This is a genomic window from Pseudomonas sp. E315, assembly GCF_055406205.1.
Genome location: NZ_JBUZPJ010000004.1, coordinates 310,955 through 328,928, shown reverse-complemented (window position 1 = coordinate 328,928; position 17,974 = coordinate 310,955). Strand labels below are relative to the sequence as shown.

Genomic DNA, 17,974 nt, shown 5'->3' with positions numbered 1-17,974 from the left:
TCTAATTATCGTTCTGCCGCGAAGTTATTGCAGGCGACAACTACCAATCTAGCTTCATCTAAGGACATCATAGGGCTTATAGGTAAACTTAGAACTTGTTCATGCAACTCCTCGGTCAACGGATAAGACCTAGCATTCCACTCCTGGTAAGCTTTTTGTTTGTGTGGCGGAATCGGATAATGAATAAGGGTTTGAATTCCCGACACGGCGAGATGTTTCTGTAACTCATCTCTGAACTTAGTTCTCACTACAAAAAGGTGCCAAACATGTGTTGCGCTATCATATTCTAGGGCTGATGCATTTAATGGTAACGTTAATAATGGATTATTTATGCCTTCTAGATAAAGCTTTGCAATTCTTGCTCTACATTCCGTTTGCTCATCCAAATATTTAAGTTTTATACCCAGAATAGCGGCCTGCATTTCATCAAGACGGCTATTTACACCAGTGAAAATGTTTTTATATTTTTCGTGAGAACCATAGTTCCTTAATGCACGCAGCGTATCATTCAGCTCATCATCATTTGTTGTGATTGCACCGCCATCACCCAATGCTCCAAGATTTTTGCCTGGGTAAAAACTAAACCCTGATGCATCTCCCCACGCACCGGCCTTTCGACCATTAATGGATGCGCCATGAGATTGGGCTGAGTCCTCAAGTATCAGCAGTCCGTGACGTTTAGCCAATGACTCGATTGCTGGCATATCACATATCTGACCATACAAATGCACAGGCAGTATGACACGGGTTCTTTTAGTCACTAACGCCTCTGCATTTACAGGGCATAAGTTAAATGTATGTTCGTCTGGCTCCACAAGAACTGGTACAAGCCCATTTTCAGTAATCGCGAGAATACTTGCTATATAGGTATTAGCAGGAACGAGTACCTCATCACCTTCTCGTAGCTTACCTAACTCCTTCCACGCCCGAAGAGTAAGCGTCAGCGCATCAAGACCATTCGCTACACCAATACAATGTTTAACGCCACAATAACTAGCAAACTCACCTTCAAACTTAACAAGCTCTTTACCTAAAATATACCAACCTGAATCAATAACCCGCGCGCACGCTTCGATCAATTCACTTCTTAATGTTGCATTTATAGACTTTAGATCCAAAAAATTAATCATTCTGGGCATACCAAATATATTTTAAATAGATATGAAATTGGAGTTTGTACGAATTTTTTCGAGCGAAGGTTAGGCGCGGCGAACACAGGCTAGAAAGCGAATTCTACTTGTTGTAGATGAGCCATCTGAGCCTATTTTTAACGCCGTAACCGACTGCAGATACATTACGTACAGGGTTTAGGCATCACGTAGATGTTTTACCCTGTGACGCCATATTAATTTCGGTTCTAAATCTGCAAACTCAACAATAAAACGCTACGCACAAAATCAAATAAAAAAACAACCGAACTATAATACTCTTATCACAAATCATTAATTTACATATTGCTTGATTTGGGGCATTTAAAACACTCTAATCACTTATAACTTCTAGCAAGAAATTTGAATAGTCACGGATATAGTCAGCCTCATCATAATAATCACTTGCCATTACCAGCAAAACGCAGTCCGCGCTAAAGTGATGCATTTCGTGCCAAACCATACGGTCAATTTTTATAGCCTTCAATGGAGAGTCGAGCCACACCTCCTCTTTGGCTTGTCCATCATCTAAAATCATTAAACATTTACCAGACACACACACGGCAACTTGCTCAAGTTTCTTGTGGGCATGAAAGCCACGTGAGACGCCCTCAGTCGTGTTTGTTAAATAGTACACTCGCTTAATATCGAACGGCACATTGCGTGTGCTTTCACAAACAAGCAACTGACCTCGTGCATCACCCAGAGGTTTAATATTTAAAAATTCTACAAGGCTCACAGCTCCGCCCCCTGAACTAACGACAACAGATATTGCCCATAACTATTTTTACTCAATGACTGGCCAATACTCTGTAGCGATGCAGCATCCAACCAGCCATTATTAAAAGCAATTTCTTCAAGGCAGGCAATTTTATAGCCTTGCCTTTTTTCAATGGTTTCGACAAAAAGCCCTGCCTCAAGCAGACTTTCGTGAGTGCCCGTATCCAACCACGCAAAACCACGGCCCAACACTTCAACATTCAAGTCGCCACGTTCAAGATAGGCGCTGTTGATGCACGAAATCTCTAGTTCGCCTCGCTCTGAAGGTTTGACATTTTTTGCAATTTCTATGACTTCGTTGTCATAGAAGTACAGGCCTGTTACCGCGAAGTGAGACTTTGGTTTTTTCGGTTTTTCTTCTATGGATATGGCGCGCTTATGCTGATCGAACTCCACCACACCAAAACGCTCAGGATCTTTTACCTGATAACCGAAAACAGTTGCACCTTTGGCGCGCGATGCAGCAGCACGTAGCATCGGGCTAAAACCTTGACCATAAAAAATATTGTCCCCCAGTACTAAACATACCGAGTCCTTGCCAATAAATTCTTCGCCAATAATAAACGCTTGGGCCAGGCCATCTGGACTCGGTTGTACCGCGTACTGAAGATTTATACCAAATTCGCTACCATCACCTAACAACCGCTTAAAACCTGCAATATCATCAGGTGTGCTGATCAGCAAAATGTCGCGAATACCCGCCAGCATTAATACTGACAACGGGTAGTAAACCATTGGCTTATCGTAGATGGGCAGAAGTTGCTTGGACACCCCCTTGGTAATGGGATAGAGGCGTGTGCCCGAACCGCCAGCAAGAATAATCCCTTTCATTGATTATTTACCTGCTTCAATGCGTGCACGTACCAAGGCATTGCTTTAGCAATACCTTGTTCAATATTGAACTCTGGGGCGTATCCTAATAGCGTTTGGATTTTGCTTATATCGGCTTGCGAGTGCCGAACATCACCCGCACGAAACTCGCGATACACCGGGGCTTTAGCATAGTCGATACCATTGACCTTCAGCTCATTTTGCAGGGCTGCGTATAACTGATTGAGGTCTGTACGCCCACTGACCGCCACGTTATATACCTGATTTCTGGCGGCTGCATCTGTGGTGGTTGCGGCCAATAAATTCGCTTGAACCGTATTCTCAATGAAGCAGAAATCCCGGCTGGTCTCACCGTCACCATTGATATAAACATCTTCATTGTTAAACATGCCAGCAATCCACTTTGGGATCACCGCTGCATATGCGCCATCTGGGTCCTGACGTTTACCAAACACATTAAAGTAACGTAGGCCGATAGTATTCAGACCATAGCACTTGAAAAATACGTCGGCATATAACTCATTCACGTACTTGGTGACGGCATACGGGGACAGGGGCTTACCTATCACGTCTTCAACTTTAGGCAAGCCAGGGTGGTCACCATAGGTTGAACTGCTTGCCGCGTAAGTGAAGCTTGTGACTTTGGCGTCACGTGCCGCCACGAGCATATTGAGGAAGCCGTCAATATTTGTGCTGTTAGTCGTGATCGGATCATTCAGCGAGCGCGGCACGGACCCCAATGCAGCCTGATGAAGTACATAATCTACGCCCTGACAAGCTGATTGGCAGTCATCCAGTACGCGTATATCACCCTTGATCAGCTTGAAGCTAGCCCATTGGGCTGGGCTGACTTGTTGCTGGACTTCATTCAAGTTGGACTGATGGCCCGTCGAGAAGTCATCCAGGCCCACCACTGTCTGATCAAGCTTTAACAGGGTTTCCAGCAGATTTGAGCCAATAAAACCCGCAACACCCGTTACCAGCCACACTTTAGGTTGGTTCAATAGCGATTTTTTCAGTGTCTCGTAACCAGTCATACATACCTGCTTATTCAGTAAGGGTTATCAACCAATAACTTAATCTATCCATCGATTAGGCTTTATAGGCGAATGTCAGACTCTTCACTGCTTAGCAGGTATTTGAGGTCATACAGAATGTGTTCTGACTTGCCGTATTGACGGATATGAGCCGCCCCCATATTGCGGAACTGATCATGTGCCACTGCCAGCACAATTGCGTCATAGGCATTGATGGCCGGCTCGGAGACAGGAGTGATGCCGTATTCATGCTGCGCTTCACTGCTGCTCACCCACGGGTCATAGACATCTACGGCTATGTTGTATTCAGCCAGTTCGCGCACGATGTCTACGATGCGAGTGTTACGCAGGTCTGGGCAGTTTTCCTTGAAGGTCAGGCCCATGATAAGAACCCGCGCACCGTCAACATGAATGCGCTGTTTAAGCATCGCCTTCACCAATTGCGATACCACGTAGGCCCCCATACCGTCATTCAAGCGGCGACCCGCCAGAATAATTTCTGGGTGATAACCAATCGACTGTGCTTTGTGCGTTAAGTAGTACGGATCTACACCAATGCAATGCCCTCCTACCAAACCTGGACGGAACGGTAGAAAGTTCCATTTGGTGCCTGCTGCTTGCAGCACAGCTTCGGTATCAATGCCCATCTTGTTGAAAATGATCGCTAACTCATTAATCAACGCGATATTAAGGTCGCGCTGAGTGTTCTCGATCACTTTAGCGGCTTCTGCAACTTTGATACTGCTGGCTTTGTGCGTACCAGCTGTAATGATCTGGTTATACAGTGCATCAACTAAATCAGCGATTTCAGGTGTGGAACCCGATGTGACTTTTTTGATGGTTGTGACTCGGTGCTCTTTGTCGCCCGGGTTAATACGCTCTGGGCTATAGCCTGCAAAGAAGTCAACATTGAATGTGAGCCCAGATACGCGCTCAAGTACTGGCACACAATCTTCTTCAGTGGCACCGGGATAAACCGTAGATTCGTAAATTACGATATCGCCTTTTTTCAGCACTTTACCGATGCTCTCGGAGGCTTTGATTAAAGGCGTCAAGTCGGGTTGATTGTATTCATCTATCGGCGTCGGAACAGTCACGATAAAAGTATTGCATGCCGCTAATTCACTCAGATCTGCACTGTAGCTCAAGTGGGCTGATTGCTTCAGCTCTTCATCGCTTACTTCAAGCGTGGAATCGTGACCGGATCGCAGGGCATTAATACGGGGTTGGTTGATATCAAAGCCGACCACCGATCTATGTTTACCAAACTCAACAGCCAGCGGTAAACCTACGTAACCCAGGCCAATAATCGCTAGGTTAAGATCTTTAAGTTGAAGCATGATTGGACGCCTACGTAATTTGGTGAGTTGAGCTATTAATTGAATTCGTGGCAAAAGAGTTTGAACACGCTACCGCCCCAGGATTTATCGTCGATTTCCTGAGAACGGGGTTCATTATCATTGCCCAGGCGATTGCCTGAGTACTGCTTAGCGATTGACGATACTGGCCAATGGCAAATTTATCTGTTGTTGACGGTTCATCAGGTTAATCAGCAAGATCACGCGCTCTTCGCCATCCATTGTCATGAATATGGAATCTATGCCTGCAAAACCCCCATCCAGAATGGTGACTTTATCACCGGGGTTGAACGTGGGAATGACGTATGACACAGCCCGGGCCTGTAGTTGAGCAACCAGTTCATGGGTAACAGACAAGGGCCGGCCGCCAAACGCAACAATACGCGCCACACCGCGAGTTGAGCGCAAGGGCGCCCAATTCGCGCCCTCTGGCATATGTATGAACAAATAACTTGGGAAAAGGGACTCTTGAACATATTGAAGCTGGCCGCGCACAATGCGCTCGCGACGACACGTTGGGCGTGAGCACTCATAGCCTTGGCGCATGAGGTTTTCCTCGGCACGCTCGTCCTGTCGGGGCTTACATTGCACCAAATACCAGTCACCTTGCGCCGAAACCACGGGCGCGCGCTGTATTGGTGAGCGGGTTATGTCCATAAATAGTTCATTAGAGCCTCTTCCCTGGTTTGCCATCGTGCTGTGCATGACTAATGACAAGCCGCTTGGTTCTTATCGTCACTGTGAACCTAAATCACAGGTGTAAACATCAGGCAGGGATTTGCAAATCCACAGTCCGGCCCTGAGCTTGGTACAGTTTGTTCAACGCTCGGGCCAATGCCTTTTTTGCAGGCATTTCGCCATGCACTAAACGTACTTGTTTCGGCCACTGCTCCATGCCTGTTACAAAACGGAGCAGATCCCGCTGGTCAGCGTGCGCAGAATAGCCGCTTAGCGTCAGGATGCCTGCGCGAATAATACAGCGCTCACCTTCCAATTCAACAAATCCACCCTCAGGGCCATACTTCTGTATTTGCGCTCCAGGAGTGCCGCTCGCTTGGTAGCCTATAAACAGCACATTATGCCTCGGGTCTGACAACATGGCTTTTAGGTAATTCACTATACGACCACTGGCGCACATTCCACTGGCAGCAATAACGATCGCTGGTCGACCAGAATGGGCCAAGTAGTTAACGGTCTGTATGTGTTTGGCGTGACTGTCAATGGTGATCAGTTGGTTAAAATCCAGCGGGTTACGTCCAGCCTCAAGACGCTGTTGCGCTGGCAAGTCCCAATAATCTTCCAGCGTTTGGTACACGCTTGTTAATCGACTGGCCAAGGGGGAATCTACAATCACCGGTAATTGCGGCCAATGGACAGGAAGGGATTTATCCTCACTGTCTATACCGGTCGTAATACCCATTAACCCTTTGCGATGGAGTATGGCTTCTAGCTCATAGAGCAACTCTTGAGTTCGACCAATGCTGAATGCAGGAATCAACAACGTACCGTGATCAACCAAGGCTTTATCAATCGCTTGTTCCAGGAGCACTTGACGCATCTGTCGATCTTCATGCGTGCGATCACCGTAAGTACTTTCTAGCACCAGCACATCAGCACGCTCAGGAGATTTAGGTGATGGTAAAAAGGCCGTTTGAGGAGCGCCCAAGTCACCTGAGAAAACGATACGACGGTTTACATTCATTTGCGGATAGTTGAGGTCACACTCAACATAAGCAGAGCCCAGTATGTGCCCTGCCCTTTGTAAACGTAGGCGGCCATGAAGCGTTGGCGTTTGCGCAACAGTAAACCAATGATCAAAGGGCAGCGCGATGAGTTGCTGCTTCAACCTCTTAACGAAGCGCTCAACGAGCTTGGGCTCCCGACTGAACTCAAGCTTGAAAGCATCTTCGAGCACTAATGGCAGGAGCTTGGCCGAAGGCTCACTGCACAGAATAGGCCCTTGAAAGCCCGCTGCGAGCAAATAAGGGATACGCCCCACATGATCCGCATGCACGTGGGTGACAACGAGTGCTTTGATACCGTCCAGAGGAAAGTTGATCTGCGAAGGCGTGACATCTCGCAGGCCCTGCTCTGAGTAGTCTGCCCCCTGAAACAAGCCACAGTCGATTAACAGGCTGGCGTCGGCATCCATCTGCAGTTGATGACACGAACCCGTGACGCCGCTAACGGCGCCATGATGAATAATGTGCGGATAAGGCATAGCTTGCTCTCGGTACAACTCCATGAAGAGGCAATTAGCCCATAAAACGGGGTAAGGAATCACCCTACCCTAGGCCCGATCAGTGCCGATCGTTTTTCAAAACTTTTCCGTTGTTGACAGGGTTCGTCAATGTAGCCGAGAGCGAGGGCGAAATTACCTGCTGGAGTTGCTGGCGACGTATTTCACCAAAATGTCTAACCAAGGCAATTAATACGCCCAGTAGACCGCCAAGAATCAGCCCCAATACCACGATCAACGCTTTTTTTGGCTTGATTGGGCTTAAAGGCTCCAGCGCTTTGCGGTCGATGGAAACCAGTTTCATGCTACTGATATCGAGGTTATTCAAATTTTCTAAACGCACGATTTCTGCGCGTAACGGCTGCACGCCACTCAAGAACAAATGTTCATTTTGGCGCTGCTTAAGCACTTCTACTTCACGGTTGATTTTCAACAATTGCAGTTCACGAGCAATTTGAGCAATTCTTCGTTCTGTGAAGTCATCCGATTTACGTTGCTGCAAGGCTTTACGCTCAGCTTCAAGCGCCTCAACCCCCATGAAATAGAGCGGGATTTGCTGATTATTGATTTCAGTGCGCATCACACTGGCGTCGCCAGCTCGGCCTGTCTCACCTAATGCAGACGGCGTGGTGGGCTTTTGAATGCCCAAGCTTCTGGCAATGCTGATGGCTTCGCTCAGTTGCTCCATACGATTGGTACGACCTGCCTTGAGTTGTTCGCGTAGCGCCTTGAGCTCATCTTGCAGAAGAGCACGCTTCAGAAAGTCGCCCTCTTGAAGCACAGCGATACGTGACTCTTTATCAGACTCATAACTGGAGCGGGCAGCATCAATTTGTCCTTGGAGCTCAACCAGACGATTGTTGACGATCACTTTCATATCAGCAGCAATTTGCTCACGCTCAGCATTAACCGCGTAATCGACAAATCCATTAAGAATTTGTACACCATCAACATCTTGGGGGTAGTTGAGTTCAAGACCGATGAAAGCACTCAGAGCGTCAGCTTTTTTCGGGTCTGGTAGCACCAGCTTCAGAGAGTCGCGATTGAAGGCTTCAAAGCTCTGCTCCAGCGTGCGTCCTGGCCGTTTGAACTGGCTAAATAGCTCTTGGTTCTCACGAAAGAAACCCAACCGGGTGTCATAAGACTCAAGGGATGCGCCTACTTTTAACAAGGCCTCACTGGGTGGCAGCGTGTACACACCCGACCGGTTAAGCGCATCAAGTTCGTTGATTGCAGCAGGCCGTAGCACACTGCTCACCTGGTATTCAGGGGTAACCCAATAGGCGTAACCCATTGCTGCCAGTCCGCACACGGCAGCAGCAGCAATGATAATTTTTTTTTGCTTCCAGATTGCGTGAAACAAGGCGAACAAATCGATCTCGTCGGACGATGCGCCATTGGGGAGACGGTGAACACTACTCAAAACAAGGCCTGCCTTCAAAAAGAAACTGCGGGCTCGTCATGCAGAAATTTTCTTATGTGCTTATTATTGTTTATTAGTTTCCACTAGGTATCGGCATCACTGCACACCTGGTGGAGCACAAAAATAGCTGGCAATCGAGAACAACGCGCATTTTGCCAGCATTACAAAACAATACAAGCCTTGACACCGACCAAGAATTTTCCCGCAACGACAACCCGTATTCAAAATCCAACGGCTATCTTTTGATAAGTAATTGTCAGGGCTTTAGCAGGCTGCGCTTCAATCTAGCCGCTCTACGCTCATAAGCAATAAAGCCAATAACTGGGCCAATTGCCATCCCCACCAGCAGTGCCCCTAAAAAGAATAAGGATGCCGGCAACTCAGGCGAATGCCAGCCAAGAAAAACCAGTGAAGTAGGCTGTTTGTTCTCCAGAACAAACAGCACTATCGCCAAGATGACTATCAGAGCACATACAACCAGCACTGCGCGCTTAAAGGCTCGCATCAACACACCCCGCACCTTTAGGATTCAACGCCTTCTTCCTCATCTTCATTAACTCGATCCCGAAGCTCCTTGCCCGGCTTGAAGTGAGGAACAAATTTGCCGTCAAGACTGACGGACTGACCCGTTTTTGGGTTGCGTCCCACACGCGGTGCACGGTAGTGCAATGAGAAGCTGCCAAAGCCACGGATCTCGATTCGATCCCCTGTCGCTAGGCATTGAGACATTTGCTCAAGCATGGTCTTGATGGCCAGCTCTACATCCTTGGATGAAAGCAGCCCTTGATGGGTGACAATTCGTTCGATCAACTCCGACTTCGTCATATTTTTCCCTTCTTTTTCAAGCAGCTAGATCAGCGCTTCAAAGGTTTTAGCATGATCGAATGATTTTGAACAGCCCAGTAATTGACTTCCACCTTCACGCTGCGCAACAAGCGAAAGCTTCAAGCCTCCCCTATAGGCTAACCCTGTAGGCATACCGCTTTGAAGGCGAAGACAAGGCTGCACCCATCAGGCCTAAAAACACGAATTACGGGCACAAAAAAGGGCGACCTAAGTCGCCCTTTTTTTATGGTCAATCAGAACTTAGTTCTGTTTTTCCATTTGTGCACGCAGCAGGTCGCCCAAAGTGGTCGGACCAGCAGCAATGTCAGAGGTAGCTGGCTTGTCGCGCAGGCTCTGGATTGCTTCTTTCTCTTCAGCATCATCTTTCGACTTGATGGAGAGTTGGATTACGCGGCTTTTGCGATCAACGCTGATGATCTTGGCTTCTACTTCTTCGCCTTCTTTCAGAACGTTACGTGCATCTTCGATGCGGTCACGGCTGATTTCGGAGGCTTTCAGAGTTGCTTCGATATCGTTGGCCAGAGTGATGATGGCGCCTTTAGCGTCAACTTCTTTCACGATGCCCTTAACGATTGCGCCTTTGTCGTTCTCTTGTACGTACTCGGAGAACGGATCGCTTTCCAGCTGCTTGATACCCAGGGAGATGCGCTCACGCTCTGGATCAACAGACAGGATAACGGTGTCAAGCTCGTCGCCCTTCTTGAAACGACGTACGGCTTCTTCGCCCACTTCGTTCCAGGAGATGTCGGACAGGTGAACCAGGCCGTCGATGCCGCCGTCCAGACCAATGAAGATACCGAAATCGGTGATCGACTTGATGGTGCCGGAGATTTTATCGCCCTTGTTGAACTGGCCAGAGAAATCTTCCCACGGGTTAGATTTGCACTGCTTGATGCCCAGGGAGATACGACGACGCTCTTCGTCGATGTCCAGAACCATAACTTCCACTTCGTCGCCGACTTGTACGACTTTCGAAGGGTGGATGTTCTTGTTGGTCCAGTCCATTTCCGAAACGTGTACCAGACCTTCAACGCCTTCTTCCAGCTCAGCGAAGCAGCCGTAGTCGGTCAGGTTGGTTACACGAGCGGTAACGCGAGTGCTTTCTGGGTAACGGGCTTTGATAGCAACCCATGGATCTTCGCCCAGTTGCTTGAGGCCCAGGGAAACACGATTGCGTTCGCGATCGTACTTCAGAACCTTGACATCGATCTCGTCGCCAACGTTGACGATTTCGGAAGGATGCTTGATACGCTTCCAAGCCATGTCGGTAATGTGCAGCAGGCCATCGACGCCACCCAGATCGACGAATGCGCCGTAATCGGTGAGGTTTTTGACGATACCTTTGACTTGCTGGCCTTCTTGCAGGGATTCCAGCAGAGCTTCACGCTCAGCCGAGTTCTCTGCTTCAAGAACGCTGCGACGCGAAACAACAACGTTGTTGCGCTTCTGGTCAAGTTTGATGACCTTGAATTCCAGCTCTTTGCCTTCCAGGTGCGTGGTGTCGCGCACTGGACGAACGTCAACCAGAGAACCTGGCAGGAACGCACGGATGCCGTTAACGTCGACAGTGAAGCCGCCTTTAACCTTACCGTTGATAACGCCCTTAACCACTTCTTCTGCTGCGAAGGCTGCTTCCAGAACAATCCAGCATTCAGCGCGCTTGGCTTTTTCACGGGACAGCTTGGTTTCGCCAAAGCCGTCTTCGACCGCGTCCAGCGCAACGTGAACTTCATCACCAATGTTGATGTTCAGTTCGCCAGCGTCGTTGTGGAACTGCTCCAGCGGGATGAGGCCTTCAGACTTCAAACCAGCGTGAACGGTTACCCAACCAGCTTGGTAATCGATATCAACGATGATAGCGGTGATGATCGAGCCAGCCTGAAGATTCAGGGTTTTTAGGCTTTCTTCAAAGAGTTCTGCAAAGCTTTCGCTCATTTTAATTCCTGTTGAATAAGGGCGAAGGAATACGCCCATCTGCCACATTCCAGACAATGTGGGTTACGTTCATATAAAAGAAGGCATGCAGGACTATTTCTGGTCTCCTGCACGCTTTCTTGGTCATCCAGTGATATCGCGAAGTGCGATTTCACTCATGATGCGTTGTAGCACCTGCTCAATGGATAGCTCCGTGGAGTCCAGCTGTATGGCATCAGCCGCCGGTTTGAGCGGGGCTATTGCACGCTGCGTGTCACGCTCATCGCGGGCACGTATCTCATCTAACAGACGCGGGAGACTAACATCATCCCCCTTGGCCTTCAACTGCAAGTAGCGGCGGCGGGCCCGCTCCTCGGCACTGGCAGTCAAAAACACCTTCAATGGAGCGTCCGGAAAAACAACAGTCCCCATGTCGCGCCCATCGGCAACCAGGCCTGGAAATTCTTGGAATGCACGCTGACGCTGCAGCAAAGCCTCACGCACAGCGGGTAGCGCCGCAACCTTGGAGGCACCGGCAGCAACATCCTCACCCCGAATGGCGTGCGTTACATCATCACCTTCCAGAATAATGCGTGCAGGATTACCTTCCGTCGCCCCGACGAACTGCACATCAAGATGCGCAGCCAACGTGCTCAGCAAGGCTTCGTTATCCAAGGCGACGCCATGATTGCCAGCAGCAAATGCCAACAAACGGTACAAGGCGCCGGAGTCGAGCAAGTTCCAACCCAAGCTCTTGGCCAACTGCCCCGCCACAGTGCCCTTACCCGAACCGCTTGGGCCATCAATGGTGATGACGGGCGCCGACAGAATCACGACTGCGCCTCTTGCGCCACACGAATGCCCACTTGCTTGCACAGGGCAAGGAAGTTCGGAAACGAGGTCGCCACGTTGGCGCAATCATGAATACGGATCGGCGCAGTCGCCCGCAACGATGCGATGCTGAATGCCATTGAGATACGGTGATCGCCATGACCATGCACTTCACCACCACCGATTGAGCCGCCATCAATAATGATGCCGTCGGGTGTTGGCTCGCATTTGACACCCAAGCTCAATAAGCCATCTGCCATGACCTGAATCCGGTCGGACTCTTTGACTCGCAGCTCTTCAGCACCCCGCAAGACAGTGCGACCTTCGGCAACTGCCGCAGCCACAAATAACACTGGGAACTCATCAATCGCCAATGGCACCAGCGCTTCAGGGATTTCAATACCCTTAAGCTTGGCGGCACGAACGTGCAAATCTGCCACAGGCTCGCCACCCACTTCACGCTCGTTTTCAAGGGTAATGTCCGCCCCCATTAGGCGCAGGATATCGATAACACCCGTGCGAGTCGGGTTAATCCCGACGTGTTCAAGCACCAGATCCGAACCTTCAGCAATCGAGGCCGCCACCAGGAAGAACGCTGAGGAGGAGATATCGCCCGGCACTTCAATGTGCGTTGCAGTGAGCTTGTGACCCGATTCAACGGACGCAGTAGGCCCCGCCACGGTCACCGGGTAGCCAAAACCTCGCAGCATGCGCTCGGTATGATCGCGTGTCGGCGCAGGCTCTGTGACCGAAGTTTTACCCTCGGCATACAACCCCGCCAGCAACAAGCAGGATTTGACCTGAGCGCTGGCCATCGGCAGGGTGTAATCCATGCCCTTGAGTGCATGACCGCCGCGAATAGTCATCGGCGGACGACCCTCAGCAGCCGTTTCGATCACTGCGCCCATTTCACGTAAAGGATTGGCGACACGATTCATCGGTCGTTTGGTCAGCGAGGCATCGCCGGTCAGCGTGGTATCAAAGCTTTGTGCCGCCAGTAAACCTGACAACAGGCGCATCGACGTGCCCGAGTTACCCAAATAGATGGGGCCTGGCGGCGCTTTCAATCCATGCAAACCAACGCCATGAATGGTGACGCGCCCTTGATTTGGGCCCTCAATCACCACACCCATGTCACGAAACGCTTGCAGGGTCGCCAGGGCATCTTCGCCCTCAAGAAAACCTTCAACCTCGGTCGTGCCTTCAGCCAAAGAGCCAAGCATGATCGAACGGTGAGAAATGGACTTGTCACCCGGTACACGGATCCGGCCAGTTACTTGACCACCAGGTTCAGCCAGGAAAATCAGATCATTTGATGTCATAGGGTCCACATATGCCCGGCGGGCCAGGATTTTGCCAAAATGCTCGCGAGCAACCCGGGCGCGCGTGAACACGCCCAACAATTGGTGCCCATCCCCCGCATCAACCGCGTCGCGCAAGGCGTCGAGGTCGCTGCGAAATGTATCCAGTGTGCGCAACACTGCTTCGCGATTAGCGAGAAAAATGTCGTGCCACATTACCGGGTCGCTTCCGGCGATTCTTGTGAAATCGCGAAAACCACCCGCTGCGTAACGAAAGATATCAAGGTTCTCATTGCGCTTGGCAAGAGAGTCCACCAGACCAAACGCCAATAAATGTGGCAAATGACTGGTCGCCGCCAAAACCTCATCATGACGCTCGACCTGCATATGCTCAACGTCCGCCCCAAGGGCGCGCCACAGCACATCAACCAAAGCCAGCGCATCAGGATCGGTTTCAGGCACTGGCGTCAAAATGACTTTGTGCCGCTCAAACAGGCTTGAGTTAGACGCCTCAACGCCACTTTGCTCAGAACCCGCAATTGGATGTCCCGGTACAAAACGCGACGGCATGCCTCCAAAGGCCTGAGCGGCAGCACGCACCACATTGCCCTTGGCACTGCCAACATCGGTTAACACCGCATGCCCAATATTCATGCCGGCCAGCAAACCGAGCATTTTTTCCATCGCCAAAATGGGTACGGCCAACTGAATGACATCCGCACCCACACAGGCTGTCGCCAGATCAGCCTCACAGCGATCAACCACGCCCAACTCAACGGCGCGAGCGCGCGAGGCAGCATCCAGATCAACGCCTACGACTTCACGGCACAGCCCGCTTTCACGCACGCCCTTGGCGAACGAGCCACCGATCAAGCCCAATCCAACAACGACCAGGCGGCCCACAATAGGTTTTACAGATTGCACCGACATGACATCAACCACGAACAAGAACCTTGGCCAGCGCCTCAAGCAACCGGGAATTTTCAGCCGCTAGGCCGACCGTGATGCGCAAATGGTTCGGCATGCCGTAGTTGGCAACCGGACGCACAATCACGCCTTCGCGCAACAAGCCTTCATAAATGGGGGCTGCAACCTGCCCAAGATCAACCGCTATAAAGTTGCCTTTGGACGGTATCCAACCCAACCCCAACTCGGCAAACCCGCACTCCAACTGCTGCATACCTGCCGTATTCAGCTCGCGACTTTGCGTCAAGTAGGCCTCATCCTGAAACGCAGCACACGCTGCCGCCAAGGCAAGGCTATTGACATTGAAAGGCTGGCGAACACGATTCAACACGTCTGCAACGACTGCCGTGGACAAACCATAGCCCACGCGCAAGGCTGCCAAACCGTATGCCTTGGAGAAGGTTCGCGATACCAACAAATTGGGATAAGCCGCCAGAAAGTCCAAACCATCGGGCAACTCACTGCCTTCGGCGTATTCGATGTAGGCCTCATCGAGCACAACCAGCACACGTTCAGGCACGTCCTGCAAGAACTCGTTCAGCGCATCAACACCAAACCAGGTCCCTGTCGGGTTATTCGGATTGGCAATAAAGATCACACGGGTGTTGCTGTCTATGGCTTGCAGCATGGCAGGCAGGTCATGCCCCCAGTCTTTGGCTGGCACCACACGCGCCTGCGCACCAACCGCCTGAGTGACAATTGGATACACCGCAAAGGCATGCTCACTGAAGACCGCATTCAAGCCCGGCGCCAGATAAGCACGCGCCACCAGCTCCAGAATATCGTTAGAGCCATTACCCAGCGTTACTTGATCCAACTGCACCCCACATCGCTCAGCCAGCAAGCTTTTGAGTGCATAGCCATTACCATCGGGATAACGCGTCAGCTCAGCCAGTTCTGCCTTGATGGCCGCCAAAACCTTCGGGCTTGCGCCCAATGGATTTTCGTTACTGGCCAATTTGACGATCGTAGCCGGATCGATATTCAACTCTCGCGCCAGTTCGTCCACTGGCTTACCAGGGACGTAAGGCGAAAGCTTTTGCACGCCCGGCTGCGCCAGGGCGAGGAAATCACCACTCATTTAATACCGCCTCAGAGAACCGCTTTCGGGTAAGAGCCCAGCACTTTAAGTGCGACGGCTTCCTGACTGATCTGCTCAAGCACGCTTTTAACCAGCGGATCGCGGTGATGCCCGGCAAAATCAATGAAGAACACGTAGGTCCACTTGCCACTGCGCGATGGACGCGTTTCGATTCGCGTCAGATCGATCCCATTTTCATGGAATGGCACCAACAATTCATGCAGCGCCCCCGGACGGTTGCTCATCGACACAATAATCGAGGTTTTGTCATCGCCGGTCGGCGGCACTTCCTGATTACCGATCATCAAAAAGCGCGTCGAGTTATCTGGACGGTCTTCGATTTTTTCAGCCAGACGGGTCAAGCCGTAAAGGCCAGCCGCCATGTCGCCAGCAATGGCTGCGGAGTTCCACTCACCCTTGACCCGCTTGGCGGCCTCAGCATTGCTCGACACAGCAATGCGTTCAACATTTGGATAGTGAGCGTCCAGCCATTTGCGGCATTGAGCCAGCGACTGCGCATGGGAGTAAATGCGGCTGATGCTGTCGGTTTTAGTGTTTTCACCCACCAACAGATGGTGGTGAATACGCAACTCGACTTCGCCACAGATGACCATGTCGTGCTCAAGAAAGCTGTCCAGCGTATGGTTCACAGCGCCTTCGGTGGAGTTTTCGACCGGCACCACACCAAAGTTCACCGCGCCCGCAGCCACTTCACGGAACACTTCATCAATCGCCGCCATCGGCTTGCTGATAACGGCGTGACCAAAGTGTTTCATCGCTGCCGCTTGAGTAAAGGTGCCTTCAGGGCCCAAGTAAGCCACTTTCAGCGGCTGCTCCAGCGCCAGACAAGAAGACATGATTTCGCGGAACAAGCGCGCCATCTCTTCATTGCCCAACGGCCCCTTGTTGCGCTCCATCACGCGCTTGAGCACCTGAGCTTCACGCTCAGGGCGATAAAACACCGGCACCTCGCCCTCAGCCAGCGAAGCCATTTTCACGCGCGCCACTTCTTGTGCGCAGCGGGCACGCTCACTGATCAGTTCCAGAACCTTCTCATCCAGACTGTCGATACGCACGCGCAACGCTTTGAGTTCTTGCTCGGACATCAACCGTGCTCCTTCTCGAACTCAGCCATGTAAGCCACCAACGCATTGACTGCATGAATGTCCACAGCGTTATAGATGGAAGCTCGCATGCCGCCCACCGAGCGGTGCCCTTTGAGGTTCAACAGGCCACGCGCTTCAGCGCCTACCAAAAATGGCTTATCGAGACGATCGTCAGCCAAGCGGAACGGCACGTTCATCCAGGAGCGGTCAGATTTGTTGATCGGGTTGCTGTACAGGCCGCTGGCATCAATGAAGTCGTACAAGGTACGTTTTTTGACTTCGTTAAGCTTGCCGATCGCCTCAACACCGCCCTGCTCTTTGAGCCACTCAAACACCAGACCAGACAAGTACCAGGCCAGCGTTGGTGGCGTGTTGTACATCGAACCGTTGTCGGCCGCGACCTTGTAATCGAGCATGGTCGGGCAGATCGAGCGAGCGCGCCCCAGCAAGTCTTCACGAATGATGTTGACCACAATGCCACTTGGTCCGATGTTTTTCTGCGCGCCAGCGTAAATCATGCCGAAACGCGAAACATCCACAGGACGCGACAGAATGTCTGAAGACATGTCGGCAATCAGCGGAACATCATCCGTTTGCGGTATCCAGTCGAACTCCAGACCACCGATGGTTTCGTTGGGCGCGTAGTGAACATAAGCCGCGTCTTTTGACAGGTTCCACTCGTTTTGGCCGGGAATCGCAAAGTAATCGTAAGGCTTGGCCGTTGCTGCCACATTGACGCTGCCGAAACGCGAAGCTTCTTCGATGGCTTTTTGCGACCAGATGCCGGTATCGATGTAATCGGCCTTGCCGTTTTCAGGCAGCAAATTCAGCGGGATCTGAGCAAATTGCTGGCTTGCGCCACCCTGCAGAAACAGGACTTTGTAGTTCGAGGGAATAGACAGCAGATCACGTAGATCCTGCTCAGCCTTGGTCGCAATGGACACGAACTCATCACTACGATGGCTCATTTCCATAACCGAGAGGCCCTTGCCATGCCAGTCGAGCAACTCTGACTGGGCACGCAACAGGACAGCTTCAGGAAGCGCAGCAGGACCTGCGCAGAAGTTATAGGCTCGTTTGCTCACATCCACTCTCGCTCTGATTTGGTGGGTC

Annotated in this window: 16 protein-coding genes; all 16 read right to left on the bottom strand. The window is 51.0% G+C overall.

What is annotated here, in order from left to right; all coding sequences use genetic code 11:
* Positions 1 to 5: 5 nt before the first annotated feature.
* The 16 genes from ACZRJQ_RS08665 to serC all read right to left on the bottom strand — a co-directional run bounded on the left by ACZRJQ_RS08665 (position 6) and on the right by serC (position 17,946).
* Complete coding sequence (locus tag ACZRJQ_RS08665; protein WP_463977945.1) at positions 6 to 1,130, bottom strand: DegT/DnrJ/EryC1/StrS family aminotransferase; 1,125 nt, start codon at positions 1,128 to 1,130, stop codon at positions 6 to 8.
* Between the two features lie 352 nt (positions 1,131 to 1,482).
* Positions 1,483 to 1,887: a sugar 3,4-ketoisomerase gene (locus tag ACZRJQ_RS08660; RefSeq protein WP_463977944.1), complete on the bottom strand. Its 405-nt coding sequence runs from the start codon at positions 1,885 to 1,887 to the stop codon at positions 1,483 to 1,485.
* On the bottom strand, positions 1,884 to 2,759 hold the full coding sequence (gene rfbA, locus ACZRJQ_RS08655) for a glucose-1-phosphate thymidylyltransferase RfbA (RefSeq protein WP_463977943.1): 876 nt from the start codon (positions 2,757 to 2,759) through the stop codon (positions 1,884 to 1,886). Before rfbA ends, ACZRJQ_RS08660 begins: the two co-directional genes overlap by 4 nt.
* A complete protein-coding gene (locus tag ACZRJQ_RS08650; RefSeq protein ID WP_463977942.1) occupies positions 2,756 to 3,796 on the bottom strand; it encodes an NAD-dependent epimerase/dehydratase family protein in 1,041 nt (346 codons plus the stop codon). Before ACZRJQ_RS08650 ends, rfbA begins: the two co-directional genes overlap by 4 nt.
* Positions 3,797 to 3,858: 62 nt before the next feature.
* Entirely contained in the window at positions 3,859 to 5,136 is a 1,278-nt protein-coding gene (gene tviB / locus ACZRJQ_RS08645) for a Vi polysaccharide biosynthesis UDP-N-acetylglucosamine C-6 dehydrogenase TviB (protein ID WP_463977941.1), read from the bottom strand.
* A gap of 147 nt (positions 5,137 to 5,283) precedes the next feature.
* A complete protein-coding gene (gene rfaH, locus ACZRJQ_RS08640; protein ID WP_463977940.1) occupies positions 5,284 to 5,811 on the bottom strand; it encodes a transcription/translation regulatory transformer protein RfaH in 528 nt (175 codons plus the stop codon).
* A gap of 109 nt (positions 5,812 to 5,920) precedes the next feature.
* Complete coding sequence (locus tag ACZRJQ_RS08635; RefSeq protein WP_463977999.1) at positions 5,921 to 7,375, bottom strand: MBL fold metallo-hydrolase RNA specificity domain-containing protein; 1,455 nt, start codon at positions 7,373 to 7,375, stop codon at positions 5,921 to 5,923.
* A 79-nt stretch (positions 7,376 to 7,454) separates the two neighbouring features.
* A complete protein-coding gene (locus ACZRJQ_RS08630) occupies positions 7,455 to 8,816 on the bottom strand; it encodes a Wzz/FepE/Etk N-terminal domain-containing protein (protein ID WP_463977939.1) in 1,362 nt (453 codons plus the stop codon).
* A gap of 256 nt (positions 8,817 to 9,072) precedes the next feature.
* A complete protein-coding gene (locus ACZRJQ_RS08625; protein WP_463977998.1) occupies positions 9,073 to 9,321 on the bottom strand; it encodes a lipopolysaccharide assembly protein LapA domain-containing protein in 249 nt (82 codons plus the stop codon).
* A 17-nt stretch (positions 9,322 to 9,338) separates the two neighbouring features.
* Complete coding sequence (gene ihfB, locus ACZRJQ_RS08620; RefSeq protein ID WP_463977938.1) at positions 9,339 to 9,641, bottom strand: integration host factor subunit beta; 303 nt, start codon at positions 9,639 to 9,641, stop codon at positions 9,339 to 9,341.
* A gap of 261 nt (positions 9,642 to 9,902) precedes the next feature.
* Positions 9,903 to 11,597: a 30S ribosomal protein S1 gene (rpsA, locus tag ACZRJQ_RS08615; protein WP_463977937.1), complete on the bottom strand. Its 1,695-nt coding sequence runs from the start codon at positions 11,595 to 11,597 to the stop codon at positions 9,903 to 9,905.
* A 123-nt stretch (positions 11,598 to 11,720) separates the two neighbouring features.
* Positions 11,721 to 12,410: a (d)CMP kinase gene (gene cmk, locus ACZRJQ_RS08610; protein WP_463977936.1), complete on the bottom strand. Its 690-nt coding sequence runs from the start codon at positions 12,408 to 12,410 to the stop codon at positions 11,721 to 11,723.
* The gene (locus ACZRJQ_RS08605; protein ID WP_463977997.1) at positions 12,407 to 14,614 is read right to left on the bottom strand and encodes a bifunctional prephenate dehydrogenase/3-phosphoshikimate 1-carboxyvinyltransferase; all 2,208 of its coding nucleotides are present in this window, start codon (positions 14,612 to 14,614) and stop codon (positions 12,407 to 12,409) included. The genes cmk and ACZRJQ_RS08605 overlap by 4 nt, the downstream gene beginning before the upstream one ends.
* A gap of 28 nt (positions 14,615 to 14,642) precedes the next feature.
* Positions 14,643 to 15,755, bottom strand: a complete 1,113-nt coding sequence (gene hisC, locus ACZRJQ_RS08600; RefSeq protein ID WP_463977935.1) for a histidinol-phosphate transaminase — start codon at positions 15,753 to 15,755, stop codon at positions 14,643 to 14,645.
* Positions 15,756 to 15,766: 11 nt separating this feature from the next.
* The gene (pheA, locus tag ACZRJQ_RS08595) at positions 15,767 to 16,861 is read right to left on the bottom strand and encodes a prephenate dehydratase (RefSeq protein ID WP_122783292.1); all 1,095 of its coding nucleotides are present in this window, start codon (positions 16,859 to 16,861) and stop codon (positions 15,767 to 15,769) included.
* The gene (gene serC, locus ACZRJQ_RS08590) at positions 16,861 to 17,946 is read right to left on the bottom strand and encodes a 3-phosphoserine/phosphohydroxythreonine transaminase (RefSeq protein ID WP_463977934.1); all 1,086 of its coding nucleotides are present in this window, start codon (positions 17,944 to 17,946) and stop codon (positions 16,861 to 16,863) included. The genes pheA and serC overlap by 1 nt, the downstream gene beginning before the upstream one ends.
* Positions 17,947 to 17,974 lie beyond the last annotated feature (28 nt).

Bases quoted from the DNA above. Each gene is read 5' to 3' on its own strand.
- ACZRJQ_RS08665 (WP_463977945.1), bottom strand. From the start codon at position 1,130: ATGATTAATTTTTTGGATCTAAAGTCTATAAATGCAACATTAAGAAGT.
- rfbA (WP_463977943.1), bottom strand. From the start codon at position 2,759: ATGAAAGGGATTATTCTTGCTGGCGGTTCGGGCACACGCCTCTATCCC.
- ACZRJQ_RS08650 (WP_463977942.1), bottom strand. From the start codon at position 3,796: ATGACTGGTTACGAGACACTGAAAAAATCGCTATTGAACCAACCTAAA.
- tviB (WP_463977941.1), bottom strand. From the start codon at position 5,136: ATGCTTCAACTTAAAGATCTTAACCTAGCGATTATTGGCCTGGGTTAC.
- rfaH (WP_463977940.1), bottom strand. From the start codon at position 5,811: ATGGACATAACCCGCTCACCAATACAGCGCGCGCCCGTGGTTTCGGCG.
- ACZRJQ_RS08635 (WP_463977999.1), bottom strand. From the start codon at position 7,375: ATGCCTTATCCGCACATTATTCATCATGGCGCCGTTAGCGGCGTCACG.
- ACZRJQ_RS08625 (WP_463977998.1), bottom strand. From the start codon at position 9,321: ATGCGAGCCTTTAAGCGCGCAGTGCTGGTTGTATGTGCTCTGATAGTC.
- ihfB (WP_463977938.1), bottom strand. From the start codon at position 9,641: ATGACGAAGTCGGAGTTGATCGAACGAATTGTCACCCATCAAGGGCTG.
- rpsA (WP_463977937.1), bottom strand. From the start codon at position 11,597: ATGAGCGAAAGCTTTGCAGAACTCTTTGAAGAAAGCCTAAAAACCCTG.
- hisC (WP_463977935.1), bottom strand. From the start codon at position 15,755: ATGAGTGGTGATTTCCTCGCCCTGGCGCAGCCGGGCGTGCAAAAGCTT.
- pheA (WP_122783292.1), bottom strand. From the start codon at position 16,861: ATGTCCGAGCAAGAACTCAAAGCGTTGCGCGTGCGTATCGACAGTCTG.